The 17,635-nt window shown below is 68.0% G+C and carries 16 protein-coding genes and 3 pseudogenes; 11 read left to right on the top strand and 8 right to left on the bottom strand.

Annotated elements, in window-relative coordinates; all coding sequences use genetic code 11:
* Positions 1-306 precede the first annotated feature (306 nt).
* From ABEB12_RS29035 to ABEB12_RS29020, 4 genes are all read left to right on the top strand, one after another.
* Complete coding sequence (locus ABEB12_RS29035) at positions 307-717, top strand: helix-turn-helix domain-containing protein (protein ID WP_345703242.1); 411 nt, start codon at positions 307-309, stop codon at positions 715-717.
* A 1,718-nt stretch (positions 718-2,435) separates the two neighbouring features.
* Entirely contained in the window at positions 2,436-2,771 is a 336-nt protein-coding gene (locus tag ABEB12_RS29030) for an SDR family oxidoreductase (protein ID WP_345703241.1), read from the top strand.
* 394 nt (positions 2,772-3,165) lie between these two features.
* The gene (locus ABEB12_RS29025) at positions 3,166-3,426 is read left to right on the top strand and encodes a hypothetical protein (protein ID WP_185061198.1); all 261 of its coding nucleotides are present in this window, start codon (positions 3,166-3,168) and stop codon (positions 3,424-3,426) included.
* A 162-nt stretch (positions 3,427-3,588) separates the two neighbouring features.
* Positions 3,589-3,804, top strand: coding sequence for a hypothetical protein (locus ABEB12_RS29020; protein ID WP_185059770.1), 216 nt, complete (start codon positions 3,589-3,591; stop codon positions 3,802-3,804).
* A gap of 189 nt (positions 3,805-3,993) precedes the next feature.
* Here the strand turns inward: ABEB12_RS29020 and ABEB12_RS29015 are convergent, their stop codons facing one another.
* The 5 genes and pseudogenes from ABEB12_RS29015 to ABEB12_RS28995 all read right to left on the bottom strand — a co-directional run bounded on the left by ABEB12_RS29015 (position 3,994) and on the right by ABEB12_RS28995 (position 9,094).
* Positions 3,994-5,952, bottom strand: a complete 1,959-nt coding sequence (locus ABEB12_RS29015; RefSeq protein WP_185059769.1) for an aconitate hydratase — start codon at positions 5,950-5,952, stop codon at positions 3,994-3,996.
* Positions 5,953-6,382: 430 nt separating this feature from the next.
* Positions 6,383-6,562, bottom strand: a complete 180-nt coding sequence (locus tag ABEB12_RS29010; protein WP_185059768.1) for a hypothetical protein — start codon at positions 6,560-6,562, stop codon at positions 6,383-6,385.
* A gap of 72 nt (positions 6,563-6,634) precedes the next feature.
* Positions 6,635-7,768 (bottom strand): baeRF2 domain-containing protein, encoded by a 1,134-nt coding sequence (locus ABEB12_RS29005; protein ID WP_185059767.1) that lies wholly within the window; start codon positions 7,766-7,768, stop codon positions 6,635-6,637.
* A gap of 159 nt (positions 7,769-7,927) precedes the next feature.
* Positions 7,928-8,041 (bottom strand): annotated as a pseudogene (locus tag ABEB12_RS42265) (WhiB family transcriptional regulator); the annotation flags it as partial.
* Between the two features lie 321 nt (positions 8,042-8,362).
* The gene (locus ABEB12_RS28995) at positions 8,363-9,094 is read right to left on the bottom strand and encodes a GAF and ANTAR domain-containing protein (RefSeq protein WP_345703240.1); all 732 of its coding nucleotides are present in this window, start codon (positions 9,092-9,094) and stop codon (positions 8,363-8,365) included.
* A 28-nt stretch (positions 9,095-9,122) separates the two neighbouring features.
* On the opposite strand from ABEB12_RS28995, the gene ABEB12_RS28990 reads away from it, so the two are divergent.
* The 5 genes from ABEB12_RS28990 (at position 9,123) to ABEB12_RS28970 (ending at position 14,575) form a co-directional block, all read left to right on the top strand.
* Positions 9,123-9,920 carry a phosphate signaling complex PhoU family protein gene (locus tag ABEB12_RS28990; protein ID WP_345703239.1) on the top strand — a complete coding sequence of 266 codons (798 nt, stop codon included), beginning with the start codon at positions 9,123-9,125 and terminating at the stop codon, positions 9,918-9,920.
* A gap of 258 nt (positions 9,921-10,178) precedes the next feature.
* Positions 10,179-11,306 (top strand): anti-sigma factor antagonist, encoded by a 1,128-nt coding sequence (locus tag ABEB12_RS28985; RefSeq protein ID WP_345703257.1) that lies wholly within the window; start codon positions 10,179-10,181, stop codon positions 11,304-11,306.
* Positions 11,307-11,926: 620 nt separating this feature from the next.
* Positions 11,927-12,190 (top strand): hypothetical protein, encoded by a 264-nt coding sequence (locus tag ABEB12_RS28980; protein WP_185059763.1) that lies wholly within the window; start codon positions 11,927-11,929, stop codon positions 12,188-12,190.
* 197 nt (positions 12,191-12,387) lie between these two features.
* Positions 12,388-13,500, top strand: a complete 1,113-nt coding sequence (locus tag ABEB12_RS28975) for a fatty acid desaturase (RefSeq protein WP_185059762.1) — start codon at positions 12,388-12,390, stop codon at positions 13,498-13,500.
* Positions 13,501-13,513: 13 nt separating this feature from the next.
* Positions 13,514-14,575: a 2Fe-2S iron-sulfur cluster-binding protein gene (locus ABEB12_RS28970; RefSeq protein ID WP_185059761.1), complete on the top strand. Its 1,062-nt coding sequence runs from the start codon at positions 13,514-13,516 to the stop codon at positions 14,573-14,575.
* Between the two features lie 387 nt (positions 14,576-14,962).
* Here ABEB12_RS28970 and ABEB12_RS28965 read toward each other — a convergent pair whose 3' ends face one another.
* Positions 14,963-15,181, bottom strand: coding sequence for a hypothetical protein (locus ABEB12_RS28965; RefSeq protein ID WP_185059760.1), 219 nt, complete (start codon positions 15,179-15,181; stop codon positions 14,963-14,965).
* A gap of 247 nt (positions 15,182-15,428) precedes the next feature.
* On the opposite strand from ABEB12_RS28965, the pseudogene ABEB12_RS28960 reads away from it, so the two are divergent.
* Positions 15,429-15,584, top strand: a pseudogene (locus tag ABEB12_RS28960) (winged helix-turn-helix domain-containing protein); the annotation flags it as partial.
* A gap of 119 nt (positions 15,585-15,703) precedes the next feature.
* On the opposite strand, the gene ABEB12_RS28955 reads toward ABEB12_RS28960, so the two are convergent.
* Positions 15,704-15,862: a hypothetical protein gene (locus ABEB12_RS28955; RefSeq protein ID WP_345703238.1), complete on the bottom strand. Its 159-nt coding sequence runs from the start codon at positions 15,860-15,862 to the stop codon at positions 15,704-15,706.
* On the opposite strand from ABEB12_RS28955, the gene ABEB12_RS28950 reads away from it, so the two are divergent.
* Positions 15,794-16,426 (top strand): ATP-binding protein, encoded by a 633-nt coding sequence (locus ABEB12_RS28950; RefSeq protein ID WP_345703256.1) that lies wholly within the window; start codon positions 15,794-15,796, stop codon positions 16,424-16,426. The genes ABEB12_RS28955 and ABEB12_RS28950 overlap by 69 nt on opposite strands.
* 19 nt (positions 16,427-16,445) lie before the next feature.
* Here the strand turns inward: ABEB12_RS28950 and ABEB12_RS28945 are convergent.
* Positions 16,446-16,883, bottom strand: a pseudogene (locus tag ABEB12_RS28945) (esterase/lipase family protein); the annotation flags it as partial.
* Between the last annotated feature and the right edge of the window lie 752 nt (positions 16,884-17,635).

Raw genomic sequence — 17,635 nt, 5'->3', positions numbered from 1 at the left:
AAAGGATCGAAAGAGGTCGAGGAACGGTCTGTAGTTGGAGGTGATCGCCGCGGCATTTCGGTGGACATCAGACACGAGACAGGTTCATTCCCTCTGAGTGGGCCGGCCTGGCCATTTCGCTGGGCCGGCCCCTCCTTTTCCTTTGTTTTGGTTGTTGCGTTGCCGGGCGAGGGATTGAGTCAAGGCTTTGGCGAGGGCGCTCAAGATCAGCTAGTGACGGCAGACCTTACCCTCCCCCCGCGCTCTAAGGTCAAGGCGCGGTGTGCACGTCTTGACGAGCACAGGAACGCGGCGCAACCTAGCGACGTGGACGTTGAAACCGTGCTGCGCAGCGGTACCGAAAGCCAGCTCCTGGAAATCTGGAGCAGCCATCAGCGGGCTTCATGGGAACCTACCTCGGTATCGACTGGTGCCAGCGACATCACCCACCGACGTGCGAGCGATCCCGAAAATGCCGAACGGCGGCAGGTGAGCGCACTGGACGCGCTGCGGGCGAACGCAGAGCTTGTTGATCTACTGACAGGCCGGCGCTGGATGGTCATACAAGATGCCAGGGAAGCAGGCGCCACTTGGGAACAGATCGGCCAAGCCCTCGGCATGAGTCGGCGCGCCGCCCGAAACTGGTACAAACACAAGATCCGCGACCAAGAGCAGTACGTCGAAGACCGACACGACATCCGCCGAGGACGAGACGCTGTCGGTAAGGCGACCAACTGAACCTATCCACCTCACAAAGGCCATGACGAGGCAGTTGCGGTTGCGCACAGGGACGTACCCTTCTATCGGGCACGCTGGCAAACCTGGTGCGCCATGCGCTGCCTGATACCATTTGCGCCGCAACTCGCGGGGTAACCACAGAATCCGGTATCGGTCGCGCTCCCGCCGGCAGCGGGCAGCGGTATCGGCGGCGATGTGGCCGACGGTCTCGTTGTCGATGTGGGGCTGCCAGTCGGGATAGACGAGCTGGACCTTAGCCGTCGATCACTGCTCAGTTTTCAGCCGTTGACGACAGGAGTCGTCGCCTCGGGAGTCGGGGGACAGTTCCCCGGGCGACGACCCCCTCAGGGGCGCTGCGCGTCCGCAACGAATGGACAAGGTACCCGCCGCTCTTGGTGCCGCCTTGTCCAAGGACGCGTCGTGAACGTGTCTCGTGTTCACGGTGGCCCCCCACTGCTGGGTCCGGGCGCTGGTGAGACTCGTTCTGGGATGGGCCTTGCGTGGCGTACGGCCTGGGCACTGTCGGGTGCGAGCGGCACCGGCGGTAGAGCCTGGCGAGGTAGCACGCCGCGACGTTGATCATTCTTGGTCTACTGGTACGCCGGGTCGTCTGGGCTCACCGTGGGCGACACACTGGTTGATGGACAGTGACGCGTGGCTGTGGCTCGCGTCGGCGGCGGCGGGTGCACCGTTCATCGGATCGGCATTTCCGTGATTCCACGAGGGCGAATTCGGAAGCGACCTAAGCTCAACCTTCACAGTTGTCACTCGCATACCAAGATCATTGCTTTGTGTTCAGCAGGGCGCTAGCTTCGATGCTCGCGACGCGCGGAAACCCTTTGAGGGGCGTTCCTATTTCAGTGGCGCGTGATGCTCGGGGGGCGTCACCCGTGTTGAGGCAACGAGGTGAGCATCCTGTGGCTAGTGACCGGCAAGCAGCCCGCGAGCTTGAATCCGACACCCTTAAACGGTGGTCCAAAATGTCCGAAGACGACATCGAGCACGATGCGCACGACTTACTTGATGATGACCAGTAACGACTCGCCCGGCGGCGATCACGCATCTTGGCGATGTCGGCAACATGGACGGTCTCCGCTGAGAGGCGGAATCGTAAACGGCCAGAATCCCTACATGCGGCGTGGCCAGAGGATCTACCGGAACGACGCTGATCAGCGCCTGACCCGGCCGGTGCATCGTTGTGCAGTCTCCTCAGCGCCACCTAGCGCGATGCCTCGCCCCCGGACAGGCTTGCGCAGGTAGGCGGGGGTTGCCTGTGTGGCGCGCGGGAAGCTGTCGCCCGGACCCCGCACGGGTATAGGCGACAGCCCCTCCCCCGACCGGCTCACGACTCCCCGAGTGAGCTGTAGCGGATTCAGCAAGTGTAGAGCCATGCCGATCACTTTCACGACAAGGGTTGGAATGACGGGCCGTGCGGTCCAGTCGAAATGGTTTGAGGATGCTGATTGCACGGTGAAGCAGCCGAAAGGGTGTCTTTCCCTTTCGCGGTGAGCGTATCGAGTCAGGCGGCCCCGGATTAGCCGCTCTCTGCCCTCTTCTGCCGAGGTCGGGAGGCGGCCATCCGTGCCTATTCTCGGTGAATCAGTAGCCCACATGAGTGTGTTCCGACCGACCAGTACCGGCTCCTTGATCACCGGACCGACGTAGCCCAGCTCGATCAGCAAATATGTGGATGAACCCACCGCCAAGCGTTGCGCCTAGTGCAACAAATCTTCGACGCCACCGTCACCCGGTTCGGGGCGGCTCGATGGAGCGTTCAACAACGCGGCGACGTCCCAACCGGGGCACCTCTCGACACCATCGCCGAAGAAGACGTCGACCAAATCATGGCCGTGAACGTGAAGGGCACATGGCTGTGCCTAGGCAAGGAGGTGCACGTCATGGAGCGTCAGGGCTTGGACGCTATCGTCAACGTGAGCAGCATCGGAGGGCTCCGCGGCAGCCCTGGCATGGGTGCCTACCAGGCCACCAAACACGCCGTCATCGGTCTGACCCGCACCGCCGCGCACGACTTCGGACCGATCGGCATCCGGTGAACGTGCTGGCTCCCGGCCGATCGAGACCCCGATGCTCGACCTGTTCGAGCCCGACCGGAAGAGCAACTTCGATTACACGCGCCGCTCAGGCATGGTGGTGGGCGCTCGAATTCGCCACCCGTAGATCGCCGCTCCCCGGCGCTGCGGCCGGGCCATGCGACTACTTGTGCCGGCGTCGTCTGAGTCTCTCGCGGAAAACTCGCCCAGCATGGGGTTAGCGGTCGGTGAGCCGAGGGCAGGCGGCGGAATGCCCGGGATCGCTGTGAATCTCGTCCGGCAGATGGAGTTCTTCCGCGGCCTCGGCCGTGCGTAGGGTCCGGGCGCGTTTGGGCGGCCCGACACCGGCTAACCGGAGAGTGTCCGACCAGCCGTGACCGCACGAAGGGAGCGGGACATGGGCCAGTGCGAGGTGTGCGGCAACGACTACGACCTGGCGTTCGAGGTGCGCGCACAGGGCGCGGTGCACGTCTTCGACAGTTTCGAGTGCGCGATACACCGGATGGCTCCGGTGTGTAACCACTGCGGCTGCAAGATCGTCGGGCACGGTGTGCAAGCCGACCAGATGATCTTCTGCTGTGCGCACTGTGCCCGGGCGGCCGGTACCACCGCCCTGCGTGATCGCGCCGGGAACAGCACGGCAGACAGCGGCGGATAACCGAGGGGGCGGTTGCCGGTGGGTTGGGATGTCCGCACCGTCGGCCAAAGACCCGCCCCGGACGACGCGGAAAGCGCTGGTGCGCATCCGCCGGTGAGCCAGTTCGCCGGTTCGCCGGAACGCGGGTGGTGTAGTCACCGAGCCGCCGGGTAGGCGATGGGGATGGCCGAGAACCTGACCAAGCGGGGCAGCCCGGTGACACCCGTGACGGAACGCACCGCACGCGCCGGCGAGGACGACCGGGTGCACCTCGTGGATGCGGCGCCCGTCGACGTCGTCGACCCCGCCCGGCTGCGCACCCGGTGCGGTATGGGCGTCCTGGAAGTCTTCAACAGCCCTCAGGAGGTGACCTGTATCCGCTGCGCATCACGGCCCTGACCCGCCGGCGCGGGCAGACCGCGGCGGGTGGTTACCGAGCCTCCTGGCGGGGCACCTCCGGGCGATGACCGAAATATCGCTCCGGGTCGATGGGGTGGACCGGACGCTGGCGGTGGATCTCCGACGGACCGTCCTGGATGTGCTGGGGGAGCAATCGGCGAGATCGGCGTGGTTGGCACCGCCACCGGGTCAACCGGCGAGACCGGGTCGACCGTCGAGGGTAACGATCCGGCCGCCGGCGAGCACCGCCTCGACCTGGCGCGGGGAGAGCCGGTGCCGTACCTGGTACTCGCGGCCCTTGGTGGCGTTGCGCACGGTCACCTCGGCCGACCGTCGGACCACCGCACCCACGTCGTCGATCTCCAACTCGTCGCCGAGGTCGATGTCGTCCAGGTCGCCGCCGTCGGTGAACTCGAGAGCGAGCACCCCGAAGTTCGCCAGGTTCTGCCAGTGGATGCGGGCGAACGAGCGAGCGATCACCACTGCCAGCCCGAGGTAGCGCGCCGTGATCGCCGCGTGCTCCCGGGATGAGCCCTGGCCGTAGTTGTCCCCGGCCACCACCGCGTGCGGGCCGGTGTCACGCGCCTTCGCCGGGTACGCCTCGTCGACGCCGGCGAAGGTGAACTCGGCCAGCTCCGGGATGTTCGACCGGTAGGGCAGCGCCCGCGCTCCGGCCGGCGAGATCTCATCGGTGGAGACGTCGTCACCCATCTTCAGCAGCACAGGCACCCTCAAGCTCTCCGGTAGGGGCTCGGGGTCGGGCAGCCTGGAGATGTTCGGGCCACGTTCCAGCTTCTCGCGCCGCGCCTGCGCCCCGGGCAGCGGCGCGACCAGCATGGACGTGTTGATCGAAGCCTTCTCCGGCAGCTTCAGCGCGGGCGGCGCCATGTCCAGCTTCGCCGCCAGATCCCTCGGGTCTGTGATCACTCCGGTCAGCGCGGCGGCCGCCGCGGTCTCCGGCGAGCACAGCCAGACCCGGTCCTCCTTGGTACCGGAACGACCCGGGAAGTTGCGGGGGAAAGTGCGCAGCGAGTTGTGCCCCACAGCGGGCGCCTGCCCCATGCCGATACAGCCCATGCAGCCGGCCTGGTGGATGCGCGCCCCGGCGGCGATCAGCTCGAACGTGGCCCCCATCCGGGTCAGGTCCTCGAAAATCTCCCGCGACGACGGGTTGACGTCGAAACTGACCGCGTCGCTGGCCTGCCGGCCGTTCACCATCGCGGCCACCATCGCGAAGTCCCGCAGACCGGGGTTCGCCGACGAACCCACCACGACCTGGCTGACCGGCTCCCCCGCCACCTCGCGCACCGGAACCACGTTGCCCGGCGAGGACGGCCTCGCGATCAACGGCTCGAGCGTGGACAGGTCGATCTCGTCGGTCAGGTCGTACCCGGCGCCGGGGTCGGCGGCCAGCTCGACGAAGTCGTCCTCCCGGCCCTCGGCGCGCAGGAACTCACTGACCGCGTCGTCGGCGGGGAACACCGTGGTGGTTGCGCCCAGCTCGGCGCCCATGTTGGCGATGACGTGCCGGTCCATCGCGGACAGCCCGGTCAGGCCTGGGCCGTGGTACTCGATGATCCGATTGGTCGCGCCCTTGACCCCGTGTCGGCGCAGCATCTCGAGGATCACGTCCTTGGCTGACACCCAGTCCGGGAGCCGGCCGGTCAGTTTCACTCCCCAGATTTCCGGCATCCGCAGGTACAGCGGCTCGCCGGCGATGGCCATGGCCACCTCGAGACCACCCACGCCGATCGCCAGCATGCCCAGCGACCCGGCCGCGCAGGTGTGCGAGTCCGACCCGACCATGGTCTTGCCCGGCACACCGAAACGCTGCATGTGCGTCGGGTGGGACACCCCGTTGCCCGGTTTGGAGAACCACAGCCCGTAGCGGCGGGCCGCCGAGCGCAGGAACGCGTGATCCTCCGCGTTGCGCTCGTCGGCCTGCAGCAGGTTGTGGTCCACGTACTGCACGCTGACCTCGGTGCGCGCCCGGTCCAGGCCCATCGCCTCCAGCTCCTGCATCACCAGGGTCCCGGTGGCGTCCTGGGTCAACGTCTGGTCGATGGCCAGGGCAATCTCCTCCCCCGGCGCCGCCTCGCCACCGACCAGGTGGCCGTCAATCAACTTCCGGGTCAAGCTCGCCGACATCTCCCGCTCCTCAACCTCGGCGTCGGGCCACGGCCGGCAGGCACGTATCTGCTTGATGGCCAAGCCTGGTCACCGCCGCTACGCGGCGTCCGAAGCCGGCGTGGTGAAGTCCAGCCGGCGGGTGACGCTGCCGTCCAGCAGCATGCGGCGCAGTTGGTTGTCCGCGTGTTGTTGGATCACTAAGCAACCGGGTGATATCGACCGAGCTACCCCGCCCCGGCGCGGACGCACCGAAGAACTGCGCCAGAAACCCGTCAAATGGACTGCCACCGGGGCCCATGAAGCCGGTCATCGCCCTCCTTCCGACGAACACGGGCAAGGTTCGGCTTGCCGCAACGGAGCGAGGCGAAACATTCCTGTCGGCGTTGAGCCGGGGGATGGCGGTCAACGTGGTCAACTTCCGGGGCTGCTGCATGGCAGGACCTGGCAATCAGCCGCTCCGGTACTCGTCCGGGTCATCCGGGTCGTCCACCGGGGAGCGCTGTTCCAGCGCGTCGGCTTCGTCCGCGTCGTTCGCCAATTCCTGGTCGAGCTCGGGAACCGGCTCGTCGGGCCGCAGCGCTCGCCGCTGTTCCAGCACGTCGGACTCGGGCTGCTCGCTACTGGTCATATGGGGTCGGCTACCCGGCAGGCGCCGGCTCACACATCACGGGGTGGACCGGACAGAGGCGCGGAGGTGGACTCAGCCGGTCCCGCCGGCGGTTTCGGCACGAAGGATGGCCCCGACCCCGTCCACGGGCCGGCGCTCCACCAGGTCGGCGCCTTCCTCGTCAAGCAGATGGAGGGTCGACCCGGTCCCGGCGGCGGCCCGGACCAGGGCATCCGCCGAGGGCACAGGACCGGAGGCGCACAGGCCAAGCTCCAGCAGAGGCTCGGGCACGGCGGACACCTGTCCCGGTTCCGCGCCGATCCACGCCTCCCGCCCGGCCAAGGCGGACGGATCCAGGTAAAGCGCGTCGACCAGGCCGGCCTGGAAGGCGTCGAACACCGGCTGCAGCCCCTCGACCGCCATGTGTTCGTGTCCCCCCGCGTGGCGCTGCCAGCGCTCGAAGGCCGTCCGCCGCTCGTCAGCGATCCGGCCGTCGACCAGCCGGGCCACCTCCTCAGCGAGCGCGTCGTCGTCGGAGCCGGGAGCACGGCCACCGTGTTCCGCCTGCTCCACCACCGCACGCGCCCGACCGGTCAGCTCCCGGTACACCCGCGAGCGGCTCTGCGTCTCACCGGCGAGCACCAGCAGGTCGCCACCCACGTTGGACACCTCGGCCTCCAGAGCATGGGCCACCCGCCGGGCCGAGGCGCGTTGGTTCTCCTCCACCCGCCGGCGCATGGGCAGGTGCGCCAGGCCGCCGCCGTGCACCGGGTGCAGCGGGTGGCGGCCGGTGTCCAACTGCCGAACGTGCTGGCCGACGCTGATCTCCGCGCCCTGCGCGTCAACCACGGCCAGCACCAGCTCAACCGGTTCCGGCAGCTCGATGAGCGCGGGCAGCACATCCGGCACCATCGCCCAGCGCGCCCTGGGCGGATCCGGTGCATGAGGCAACGCCCGGCACAGCCGAACCGTGCCTTCGGCGGCAACCAGCAGCCAGCCGGTCCAACCCGGGTCCCGCCGTTCGGCCCGCGCGATCGACGCAACCACATCGTCGAGTGCGCCGAGGGTCGCCTCGTCGGCGCCGTCGGACCGCAAACCCGCGCGGGCGTCCCGCCAGGCCAGCTCGATCGCCTGGGTCGCCCCCGGGTCCTGGTGCGAACCGTCCAGGTACACCGTGGCGAACGGGCCTGCCGCCCTGACCACCTCGCGTAGCCAATTCAGTCGCACTGGGTAACCGCCTCCTGGTCCTCTCGGGTGTGTGAATTCCGCCTACCCAGCCAGGCCGGAGCCATACCGAGGGTCACCCTGTCGACACACCCGTGCGGGTCAGTCCGCGGTCCGCCACGGCCTCCTCGTGCGTGGCCGGCGACGCCGCTCGCGGTCAGCTCAGCGCGTGGCCCGGCGCAGCTTTCGCCGCTCCTGCTCGGTGTGACCGCCCCAGACTCCCTCGACGATCCCGGCGGTGAGTGCCCAGTTGAGGCACTGACCGACCAGCGGGCAGCGCGCACACCGCTTTGGCCGCCTTCACCTGGGAGCTGGCGTACTGCCCGTCGCCGACCGGGAAGAACGCTTCGGGGTCCGCATCCCGACAGGCCGCGGCATGCCAGTCGATCCGGCCCGCGTCCCTCTCGAACATCCGGTTGAACACGATGTCCCGGTCCGGCATCGTCCTGGCGCGGGGGTGCCGTGTCCGCCGTCCGCCTCTCTCCACGGGGGTCCTCGCTGGGTCGACATCCAGTCCTGCGGGGCCTTCCCGGCAGATCCGGCCTGAAACCCGGCGAGGCCGTTTTCCTGGCCCCCGTGGTGGGGATTGGCTTGGGGCTAGGGGTCGGTGGCCCGTCGGATGGCTTCTTCGTTGAGTTCTCCGACCTGCACGACTTGCGAGGCGATCCGGCGTAGCTTGATGTTCAGGCGTTGGGACGCGCCGGCGAGCACGTCGAATGCCTCGGCCCGGGTGAGTTTGCCCTGGGCCATGAGGATGCCCATGGCGGTGCCGATCTCCCGGTTGCTGTCCAGTGCGACGCGTAGCCGTTGGTTGTTCTGCCGGTCCCGCGCGGCGGTGAGCGCGATAGTCGCGTGCACCGCCAGGATGGCGCCCTTGGCGTGCGCGTTGTCGTCGAACGCTTTTGGTTCCCGCGAGTACAAGTTCAGCGTGCTGTGCGAGTCTGGGTCGACGAGCAACCGAAATGACACCATGCCGCGCACGCCGGTTTCCTCGGCGACAGGCCGGGAAAACAGCGGCCATCTCGTATCCGAGGCCAGGTCATCGATCACGATGCTGTGCCGCTCGCGGATCGCCTCCAGGCATGGCCCTTCCCCCGCCATCTGCAGTAGGTGGCCCACCGCCTTGGGTACCGCGTCTGTGGACGCGTCGTCGGTGATCTGACCGGCCTGGACGATCAACACACCCGCGTGATCGCAGCGCGGTACCGTGCGCACCGCCGCGCGGGTGATCGCCCACAACATGGCTTCGGGAGTCTTTTCGGTCTCGAAGGCGTGGGCGATCTCAGTGAACGCTTCCACCAGCCGCGGCTCATCTGGAGGGTTGCTCACTGACCAACCGTAGCGGCCGGCTACCCGCTTGGCGATCTGCGCGGCCGTTCGGTTCCTCAGCCATCGGACGGCCCCGGTCGCGGGCAACCATTTGCGGCTGAGGACCGCCGGTCCAGCACGGTCGCGCCGCTGGTGGACGGGTTGTCGGGGGGTCTCTAGGCTCGGCGGAGTGCGTGAGCTATTTCATGGTCAGCTTGAGCGGCTCGGCGACGAACTCGCCGACATGGCCGGGTTGGCGTGCACGGCCATGGAACAGGCCACCCGGGCGTTGCTGGACACCGATTCGGCTCTCGCGGAACAGGTCGTCTCGATCCGTGTCGAGATCGACCAGCGGGGCAGACGCTGTGAGGAACACGCCTGTGTGCTGCTGGCGCGGCAAGCGCCGGTCGCCAGGGATCTGCGGGTGGTGGTAACCGCGATCCGGATGTCAGAGATGATCGGGCGGATGGGCCAGCTGGCCGCACACATCGCCGAACTCGTCCGGCTGCGCCACCCGAACCCGGTGCTACCGATCGAGCTGGTGGGCCTGTTCGAGCGGATGGCAGAACTGGCGGTACACGAGTCGCGGCTGGTCGAGCACACCATTGCCGCACCCGCCGGAGTCCACCTGCCCGAGATCGAACGGCTGGATGACGAGCTTGATCAGATTCACGGCGAGGTGTTGGGCCAGGTCGGCCGCACCGACCCGCCGTACCCGGTCCAGTGCGGCATCGATGTGGCGTTGCTGGCCCGCTATGTCGAGCGGTTCGCCGACCAGGCCGTCTCGGTGACCCGCCAGCTCGACTATGTCGCCACCGGCCACACGCACCGCGACAGCCCGCTGTAGCGGGTGGACCGTGGCCAGGTGGTGGTGTTCATCACCACGAGCGGGCAATCAGTGCAACAATTGCATTTCTCCGGGCGCGGCAACCTGGCTGATGTCTTTTGACTCTCTATCCAAGTCACAAAACTAACGCCGATCGTGTCGCAGACGGATATCGCCGCCCCGGGATAGCGTTGATCGACTTTCGCTTCCGCTTTCCGCGAGAGTCGCCGGTGCGGTTGGTGTGGCGCCCATCAAATGAGCTGATGGAGGTCAGTGGCGATGGAGGACTTGCGGGTGCGGGTCCGCGACATTGTCGGCGAAGCCCTGATCGTGTACGTCAGCGGAGAGATCGACCTCCACACCACGCCGACGCTGGAGGCGGAGTTGACGCGGGCGTGTTGCCGCGCTGATCGGCAACGGATCGTGGTCGATCTGGGCGGGGTGGATTTCCTCGGTTCGGTCGGGCTCGCGGTGCTGGCCAGCACCGCGCGGCTGTGCCGGTGCTGCAACGTGGAGTTCCGGGTGTGCAATCCCAGCCGCGACGCGCGGCGCGCGTTCCAGGTAATCGGCTTGGAGGGCCTGCTTTCATTGCGGCCCGGGTCAGCTCAGGTCGGCCACGGTGACCTGTGGGTGAGCGAATCGGGAGATGATGCGCGCCTGGCGGGCGTTTTCGGCGAGATCGCCCACGCGTTCGACGCCGAGAAGAGCCCGGCAGCCGTTTTGCGGGCGATTACCCGCGCGGCGGTGCGGACCGTACCGAGATGCGACCATGCCGGGGCGGTCAGCATTGGTACCGATCAGGGACAGTTTTCCTCGGTGGTAACCGAGGCGTCCAGCGACGCGGTGGCCGAGGTGATGGACTTGCTGCAGGAGCTGGTCGGACAGGGGCCGTGCCTGGATCAAATCCGGAAACAAAAGAGTTTACTGATCGATGATCTGGCCACGGACCCGCGATGGCCCGTGTTCGGTCGACGCGCCGCCGACGAGGTTGGTGTAAGCACCATGCTTTCATTTCGGCTTTCGGTGCGAAAGGCTTCGCATGCCGCGCTGAACCTGTATTCGCGGCAAGCAGGGGCGTTCGACGACAACGCATACGCCAAGGGAGCGATCTTGGCCGCACACGCGACGATCGCGCTGACCGCCGCCCGTGCTCGGCAGACCACGGAACAAATGCGTGCCGCATTGGACAGCAACCGGGAGATCGGTATGGCCATGGGCATTCTGATGGCCCGAGGCGAACTGTCCCAATCGGAAGCGTTCGACCTGCTCGCCGGCGCGTCCCAACGCCTGAATGTCAAGCTGCGCCGCGTCGCCGCGCAGGTTGTGCGGACCGGTGAACTCGACGAAGCAGCTCTCGCTGACGCGGCTGTCCGTAGCTCGACGATCGATCACCATGGGAGCCGTTGAGCGCGTAGGCACTCGGCAACCCAACATCGAACAACCGCACGGCCTTCGCCTGGCCCGTGTCCGGACACGGCCGTCGCGCAGCCCGGTTCGATTCGGTCCGCCGGGGTATCCGAGGGCCAGGAGCAAGCAAGCTGGACCAACCGACCGTAGTTGTCGGTTTCGAGCCGAGAAGGAGACCACATGAGCCGCGCGGAGCACCCCGTTCCACCGGGTCCCGACCCGCTGCCGAAGCCGCCTCCGGGACCCGGCCCAGACCCGTCGCCCCCAGGCCCGGCGCCTCCGGTGCCCGAACCGCCCGGACCGGCGCCCGGCCCGTTCCCACCGATGCCCGAACCGCCCGCCCCGGACAGGCCGCCGCCGGTGCCTGGCCCCAAGCAGGCCTGACTCCCGGATGGCCAGCCACGGCAATGATCGCTGGCATCTCTTCTCCTCTCCAGCCTCGGCACATTGGTCAGGCAGGCCTCGGTGAGCCAGGTGAGGTTGTAGTCCCGGGACCGCACATCGCGCTCGGCCTTGGCCAGCGGGGGTCTCGCTGACCCGCGCGGTTCGTGCATGCCGACGACTGGGCGGCCGGACAACGGGTACCCGTGGAGCAGGCAACCACAAGGAGGAGGTCTGCTATGGGCATCAGCGCGAGCATCGTCATGATCGCACTGGGCGCCATCCTCGAGTTCGCCCTGCCGGGCAGCGTGCTGGGCGTCAACCTCGGCGTCATCGGGACGATCCTGATGGTCGTCGGAGCGATCGGGCTCGTCGTCCCCCTGGTGGTCTGGGGACCGTGGGGGCGCGGTGCGCGCAGCACCCGCCACCCCGCCCGCGATGCGTGGGCAAGGGCCGTCGGCCGAGGTGTTCACACGGCCGTCATGACGACTGGTGAACATTGACGGTTGGCGGTGTGGGTGCGGTCACAATCGCATGCGTGTGGCGGCTCGGACCGGAAATGTGGCTGGCGGGAGCGCATGCGCGGGTGCGCGCGATGATGTGCGCAAGTGGCGGCCTATAGCCGCCCATAGCCCTGGCCTCCTCAACAATCTCTCCATCTGTCGATTCGTGGCCCTGTGGGGTCGTGGGAGGAGCCCGTATGAGCACTACCACGAGCACGGCCGAGACGACGCCGGTGACCGCGCACCTGTCCGAGTCTGATTTCGAGCGCATCGGCGAGGAGCTGGATGCGATCCGCGCCGAGGTGATGGACGATCTCGGCGAGGCCGACGCCCGCTACATCCACCGGGTGATCGCGGTGCAGCGGGGGTTGGAGGCGAGCGGGCGCGGGCTGCTGCTGGTCTCGCTGTTCCCGCCGGCGTGGGCCGCTGGCACGGCGGCGCTGGCCGTGGCGAAGATCTTGGAGAACATGGAGATCGGGCACAACGTGCTGCACGGGCAGTGGGACTGGATGGGCGACCCGGAGATCCACTCCACTACCTGGGAGTGGGACTCGGCGTCGGTCGCGGAGGGCTGGAAATACTCACACAACTATGTCCACCACACCTTCACGAACGTGCTGGGCAAGGACCGTGACCTGGGGTACGCGGTGATGCGGGTGGACCCCGAGCAGCCGTGGAAGCCGATCTATCTGTTGCAGCCGCTGTACAACATGGGGCTCGCGCTCGGGTTCGAGTACGGCATCGCCATCTACGACATCGAGCTGGAGGAGGTTGCCGCCGGGCGCAAGCCGTGGTCGGTCGCGAAGAAGGAGCTCGCCGGGCTGTGGCGCAAGGTCCGGGGCCAGCTGGTCAAGGACTACGTGGCGTTCCCCCTGCTGTCCGGGCTGGCCGCCCCGGCCGCGTTGCTGGGCGGCCTGGTCGCGAACCTCACCCGGAACGTGTGGGCGCATACGGTGATCTTCTGCGGCCATTTCCCGGCCGGCGCGCAGACTTTCACCGAGGACCAGCTCGACGGTGAGACCAGGGGGCACTGGTACGTGCGCCAGTTGCTCGGCTCGGCCAACATCGACGGGTCGGCGCTGATGCACGTCATGACCGGCAACCTGAGCCACCAGATCGAGCATCACTTGTTCCCCGACATGCCCTCCAACCGCTACGCGCGGGTGGCGCCGAAGGTCCGTGAGGTGTGTGAGCGATACGGGCTGCCCTACACCAGCGGTCCGTTGTACAAGCAGTACGCCGAGGTGCTGGGCACCATCGTTCGCCTTGCCCTGCCCGGCGGCGCCCCCGCCGCCGCTGCCGCTGCCTAGGAGCGCCCCGACAATGCGTGCGCTGCTGTATGGCGCGGCGGCCCGGCTGGCCGCGCCGTTGCTGCCCGATGACTACCTGTCGATGGTCAACCCGTTGTGGTCGGCTCGTGAGCTGCGGGGCAGGGTCACCAGGGTGGTCCCGGAGACCGAGGACGCCGCCACCCTGGTGATCGAGCCGGGCTGGGGTTGGCGCTTCGAGCACCGGCCCGGGCAGTACATCGGCATCGCGGTCGCGGTGCACGGTCGGTTCGTCTGGCGGTCGTACTCGCTGACCTGCCCGCCAACCCACCACCGGAGCCAGCTGACCATCACCGTCAAGGCGATGCCCGAAGGGGCGCTGTCCTCTCACCTCGTGAGAGGGCTCGAGCCCGGCACGATCGTGCGGCTCGCCCCGCCCCGGGGCGAGTTCGTACTGCCCGACCCTCCGCCGCCGAAGCTGCTGTTCGTCACCGGCGGCAGTGGCATCACCCCGGTCATGGCGATGCTGCGCACGATGGACGGCCGGGGTGCGATGCCCGAGGTCGTGCACGTGCACTCGGCCCCGGACGTCGAGGCCGCGTTGTTCCGCGACGAGTTGCACGACCTCGTCCACCGCCATCCCGGCTTCGCCCTTTACGAGCGGTTCACCCGCCGGGACGGGCATATGTCACTGCCCGTCGACTTGCCGCGGGTCTGCCCGGACTGGCGGGAGCGGGAGGCGTGGGTGTGTGGCCCGAGCGCCATGCTCCATGAGGCGGAGAAGGTGTGGGCCGACGGCGGCCTGTCCGGGTCGCTGCATGTCGAACGGTTCGGCACCGCGTTCGTCGACGCCGAGGCTCAGGGCGGCACGGTGCGCTTCACCGGCTCCGGCCGCTCGGTCGAGGTCGACGGCGCGACCACGCTGATGCAGGCGGGCGAACGTGCCGGCATTGCGATGCCGTTCGGCTGCCGCATGGGTATCTGCCACACCTGCGTGGTCCCGCTAGCCGAGGGCCGGGTGCGTGACCTGCGCGACGGCACCGAGCACGGCACCGAACACGGGAAGATCCAGACCTGCGTCACGGTGGCCGCCGGTGACTGCGTCCTGGATCTCTGACCCCCGTTCAGCACCGCCGGCTCCGAGCTGGTCGTTGATCCAATGAACAGTCGTGCACACTGAGTCGGTCGGCGCTGGCCGGGCTCCGTCGTGGTTGCCTCGGGATTCGATGGGTGGCGTGTCTGCCGGGCCGGTCGAGGGTTGCGCCGTCACTCGGGGGTTCAGCTGCCGCGGGGGGCTCGTAGCAGCCATCCGGGCAGCCATGTGGGCAAACCATGGTGACCTCCAACGAGGGTTGCCACGGAATCTGTACCCAGCGAACAACATCGTTTAACCCATCTGGTGGCCAGCCGACAGCCCGCGCCTCCACGCCGACTCCCACCGTGTCCAGTGGGAGCCAACAAAGATCTCTCAGCGCCCACCACCGCAGGTCGTGGACCCGTCGCCTCACACACGCTCGGTATAGTTCGCCAACCACTGACCGGCTGCGCGCCGACCAGCCTGGACGCGATGGCGCGCCGCGCGCAGCCCGACACCACCGGCGCGTAAAGCTTGTACCGCGGTATGGCGCAGCAGCTTGATCGCCGCCGCACCTCCCGTCAGGTACAGCCGCGCCAGATCCAGCGCTACCAGCGAGAGGCCACCCTGACTCCGTTGTTGCTCCACAATTCGGATGACTTCGGGGCCAGCGCCACTGGTCGGGGTTGGTTCAACGCTCCTCAAGCGTGCCATGTCCGGGCATGTCTTCCGTTGCGTCGGTCGCATCAGAGTGACCCCCGCTCATCGATCCATTCATCCCCGCGGTTGGTCGGTGCTACTCCGAAGTACCCGAGCTGGGCTCGGGCAACACAGGCAGGCATCTTGTGTTCTTGTGCCCTTCCCGGCCGAAGGTGTGGTTCGCTGCTGAGACGCCGAGATACACCTGACCCGCACCGAGTTCCGCCTGCTCGTTGAGCTGGCCGGCGCGCAAGGGCGGGTCGTCAACCGAGAAGAGCTGCTACAACGGGTGTGGGGCTACGACTACTTCGGCGACACCCGCCTGCTCGACGATGATCGCCGCGCTGTTCGCCCTCACCACCTGGAACCGCGCGTCGGGCTACATGCTCAACCAACGCGAGCTCAGCGCCAGTCGCCAAGCGGCCTGCTGGAGTCTGTGATCTCACCCAGATTGTGGAACAGGCCCTCGCCTCAAGCCACCAGGACCTCCCGCTGCACACCCAGAACCCACCACCCGCCGTCGCCGCCGACCGGCGACGCCTCGACCGCGTCATCGCCAACCTGCTCGACAACGCCGACCGCCACGGCGGCGGGGTGATTCGCGTGGCCGTGCTGCGCGGCCGCGGCCACGCGCGCATCGAGGTCGATGACGCCGGCCCCGGTGTGCCCACCGAGCTACAGGTGGAGTCGGCGCTCGCGGTGGTCGACCGGATCCGGGTGCTCGTCCTCATGGACGAGACGTTCGGTCACCGCCCCGCCGCCGCGTCCGACATCGAGGTCAGCGTGGGTCACCGCGTTCGGCGCAGCCGTCCTGGCGGCGCGACGGCGATGTTCAGTGCGGCGGACGAGGTGGCGGCGCCGTGTCGTGGAGCCAGTTCCGGAGCGCACGGTAGACCAGCGGGTGATTCAGTAGGTCGAAATGGTGGGCCGGCGCGATGCGCAACCGGTCCCCGACGCCGATGTCCGCGCTGCGCGAAGCGACAAGCAGATCACCCAGCAACCGACTCACGGGGTGTCGTTCGGAACCGGTCAGCTCGGCCACCACACTGTGGTGCCTGGCCGAGGGCAACAACGCCGAACCGGCCGGCGGCACACCGCCGGCGAGGTCCCCGATTCCGGCCGAGCGCAAGTCCAAGAACTCCGCCCAGGCCTCTGTGGCGGGCCGCGCGGAGAGCAAGCCGGACACCGCCGTGACGGACCTGGCCAAGGATGCACCAGCGTGCGGGCTACCCAGATAGACCACATGCCGGACCAACTCGGGCCAGCGGGCACCCCGAGCCACCCCGTGTGCGCAGGCCAACCGGACAACCAGCCCACCCATCGAGTGGCCGATCAGGTCGACCCGGCCCACCGGGACGGGCCAACCCGCCAAAAGGGCCTCCACCAGGTCACACAAGGCCGAGGCATTCGTCGCCAGCGACCGACCGGTGTTGTAGCGCACATACAGCGGCGTGGCACCGAGGTCGACGGCCAGGCGAACGCCGTAGTCGGGGCCGGCCGGGACACCACGGGACCGGCGGAAACGCCAGGCATGCTCGGTCTCCCCGAGGCCAGGGACCAACAACACCAAGTGAGAGCTCGCACCGGGATAGGCGGCACGCAAATCCGCGGTCCGCACCGGCAGGTCCCGGCCGGCGTGCCGCAACGACATGCCCAGGTCCAGGTCGTTGGCCTGCGCCGCCAGCCGGTCGCCGAGCAACCCGTTGACGGCCGCGACCACACCCGACCCGGCCACCGAACCATCCAGCGACATACGCGGCCGCCCCAGTGCCGAGGTGGCCGCCACCGCCTCACCCGCCAGCAACGCGGTACCCCGCACCGCCCCGTAACTCATCGCCGCGATCACATCGTGACCCACCCGCACCGGGCCGGCGACCGACCCCAACATCCCGAAAACGCGATCGGCGATCAGCTGGTGAGTGCGCTCGACCGGGCGCGCGACGAAACCGACCGCCTGCGCCACCACCTTCGCCGCTCCACCCAGCTCATCCCGCACAGCCATACCAGCGACCCGCCGAGTCGACCCGTCCACACGACCAAGACTGACACAGGTCGAGCTTCCTACTCGACGGGCAATACCCCCGCGATGATGGGCACCCCGTGCCGGCGCGCAAAGTCGGCCAGCTGCGTCTCGTCGCACAGATCCACTCCACCCTGCTTGGTCGTCAGCAGAGTGGAGTGGATGAACCTCGCAATGATCTCGACGCGGTGCGGTGATGTCGGTTCGGGCCGCCGGACCGGCCACCTCCCCGACCTGCTCAGTCACCGGCAATGGCGGCACAGGCACGACCCGCTGGCCCCTCGACGCCCAGCACATGCCGGCTGGTAGCCAGCCCCGCAGGGACTGTTCCAAGATCGGTGTTTCCGGCCCGACGCGCCGGGCTGAGGTCCGGCGAGATGGGC

It is taken from the genome of Actinospineispora eucalypti (genome assembly GCF_039543365.1).
GTDB lineage: Bacteria > Actinomycetota > Actinomycetes > Mycobacteriales > Pseudonocardiaceae > Pseudonocardia > Pseudonocardia eucalypti.
The sequence above is the reverse complement of the archived record's forward strand: the minus strand, read 5'-3'. Positions and strand labels throughout refer to the sequence as shown.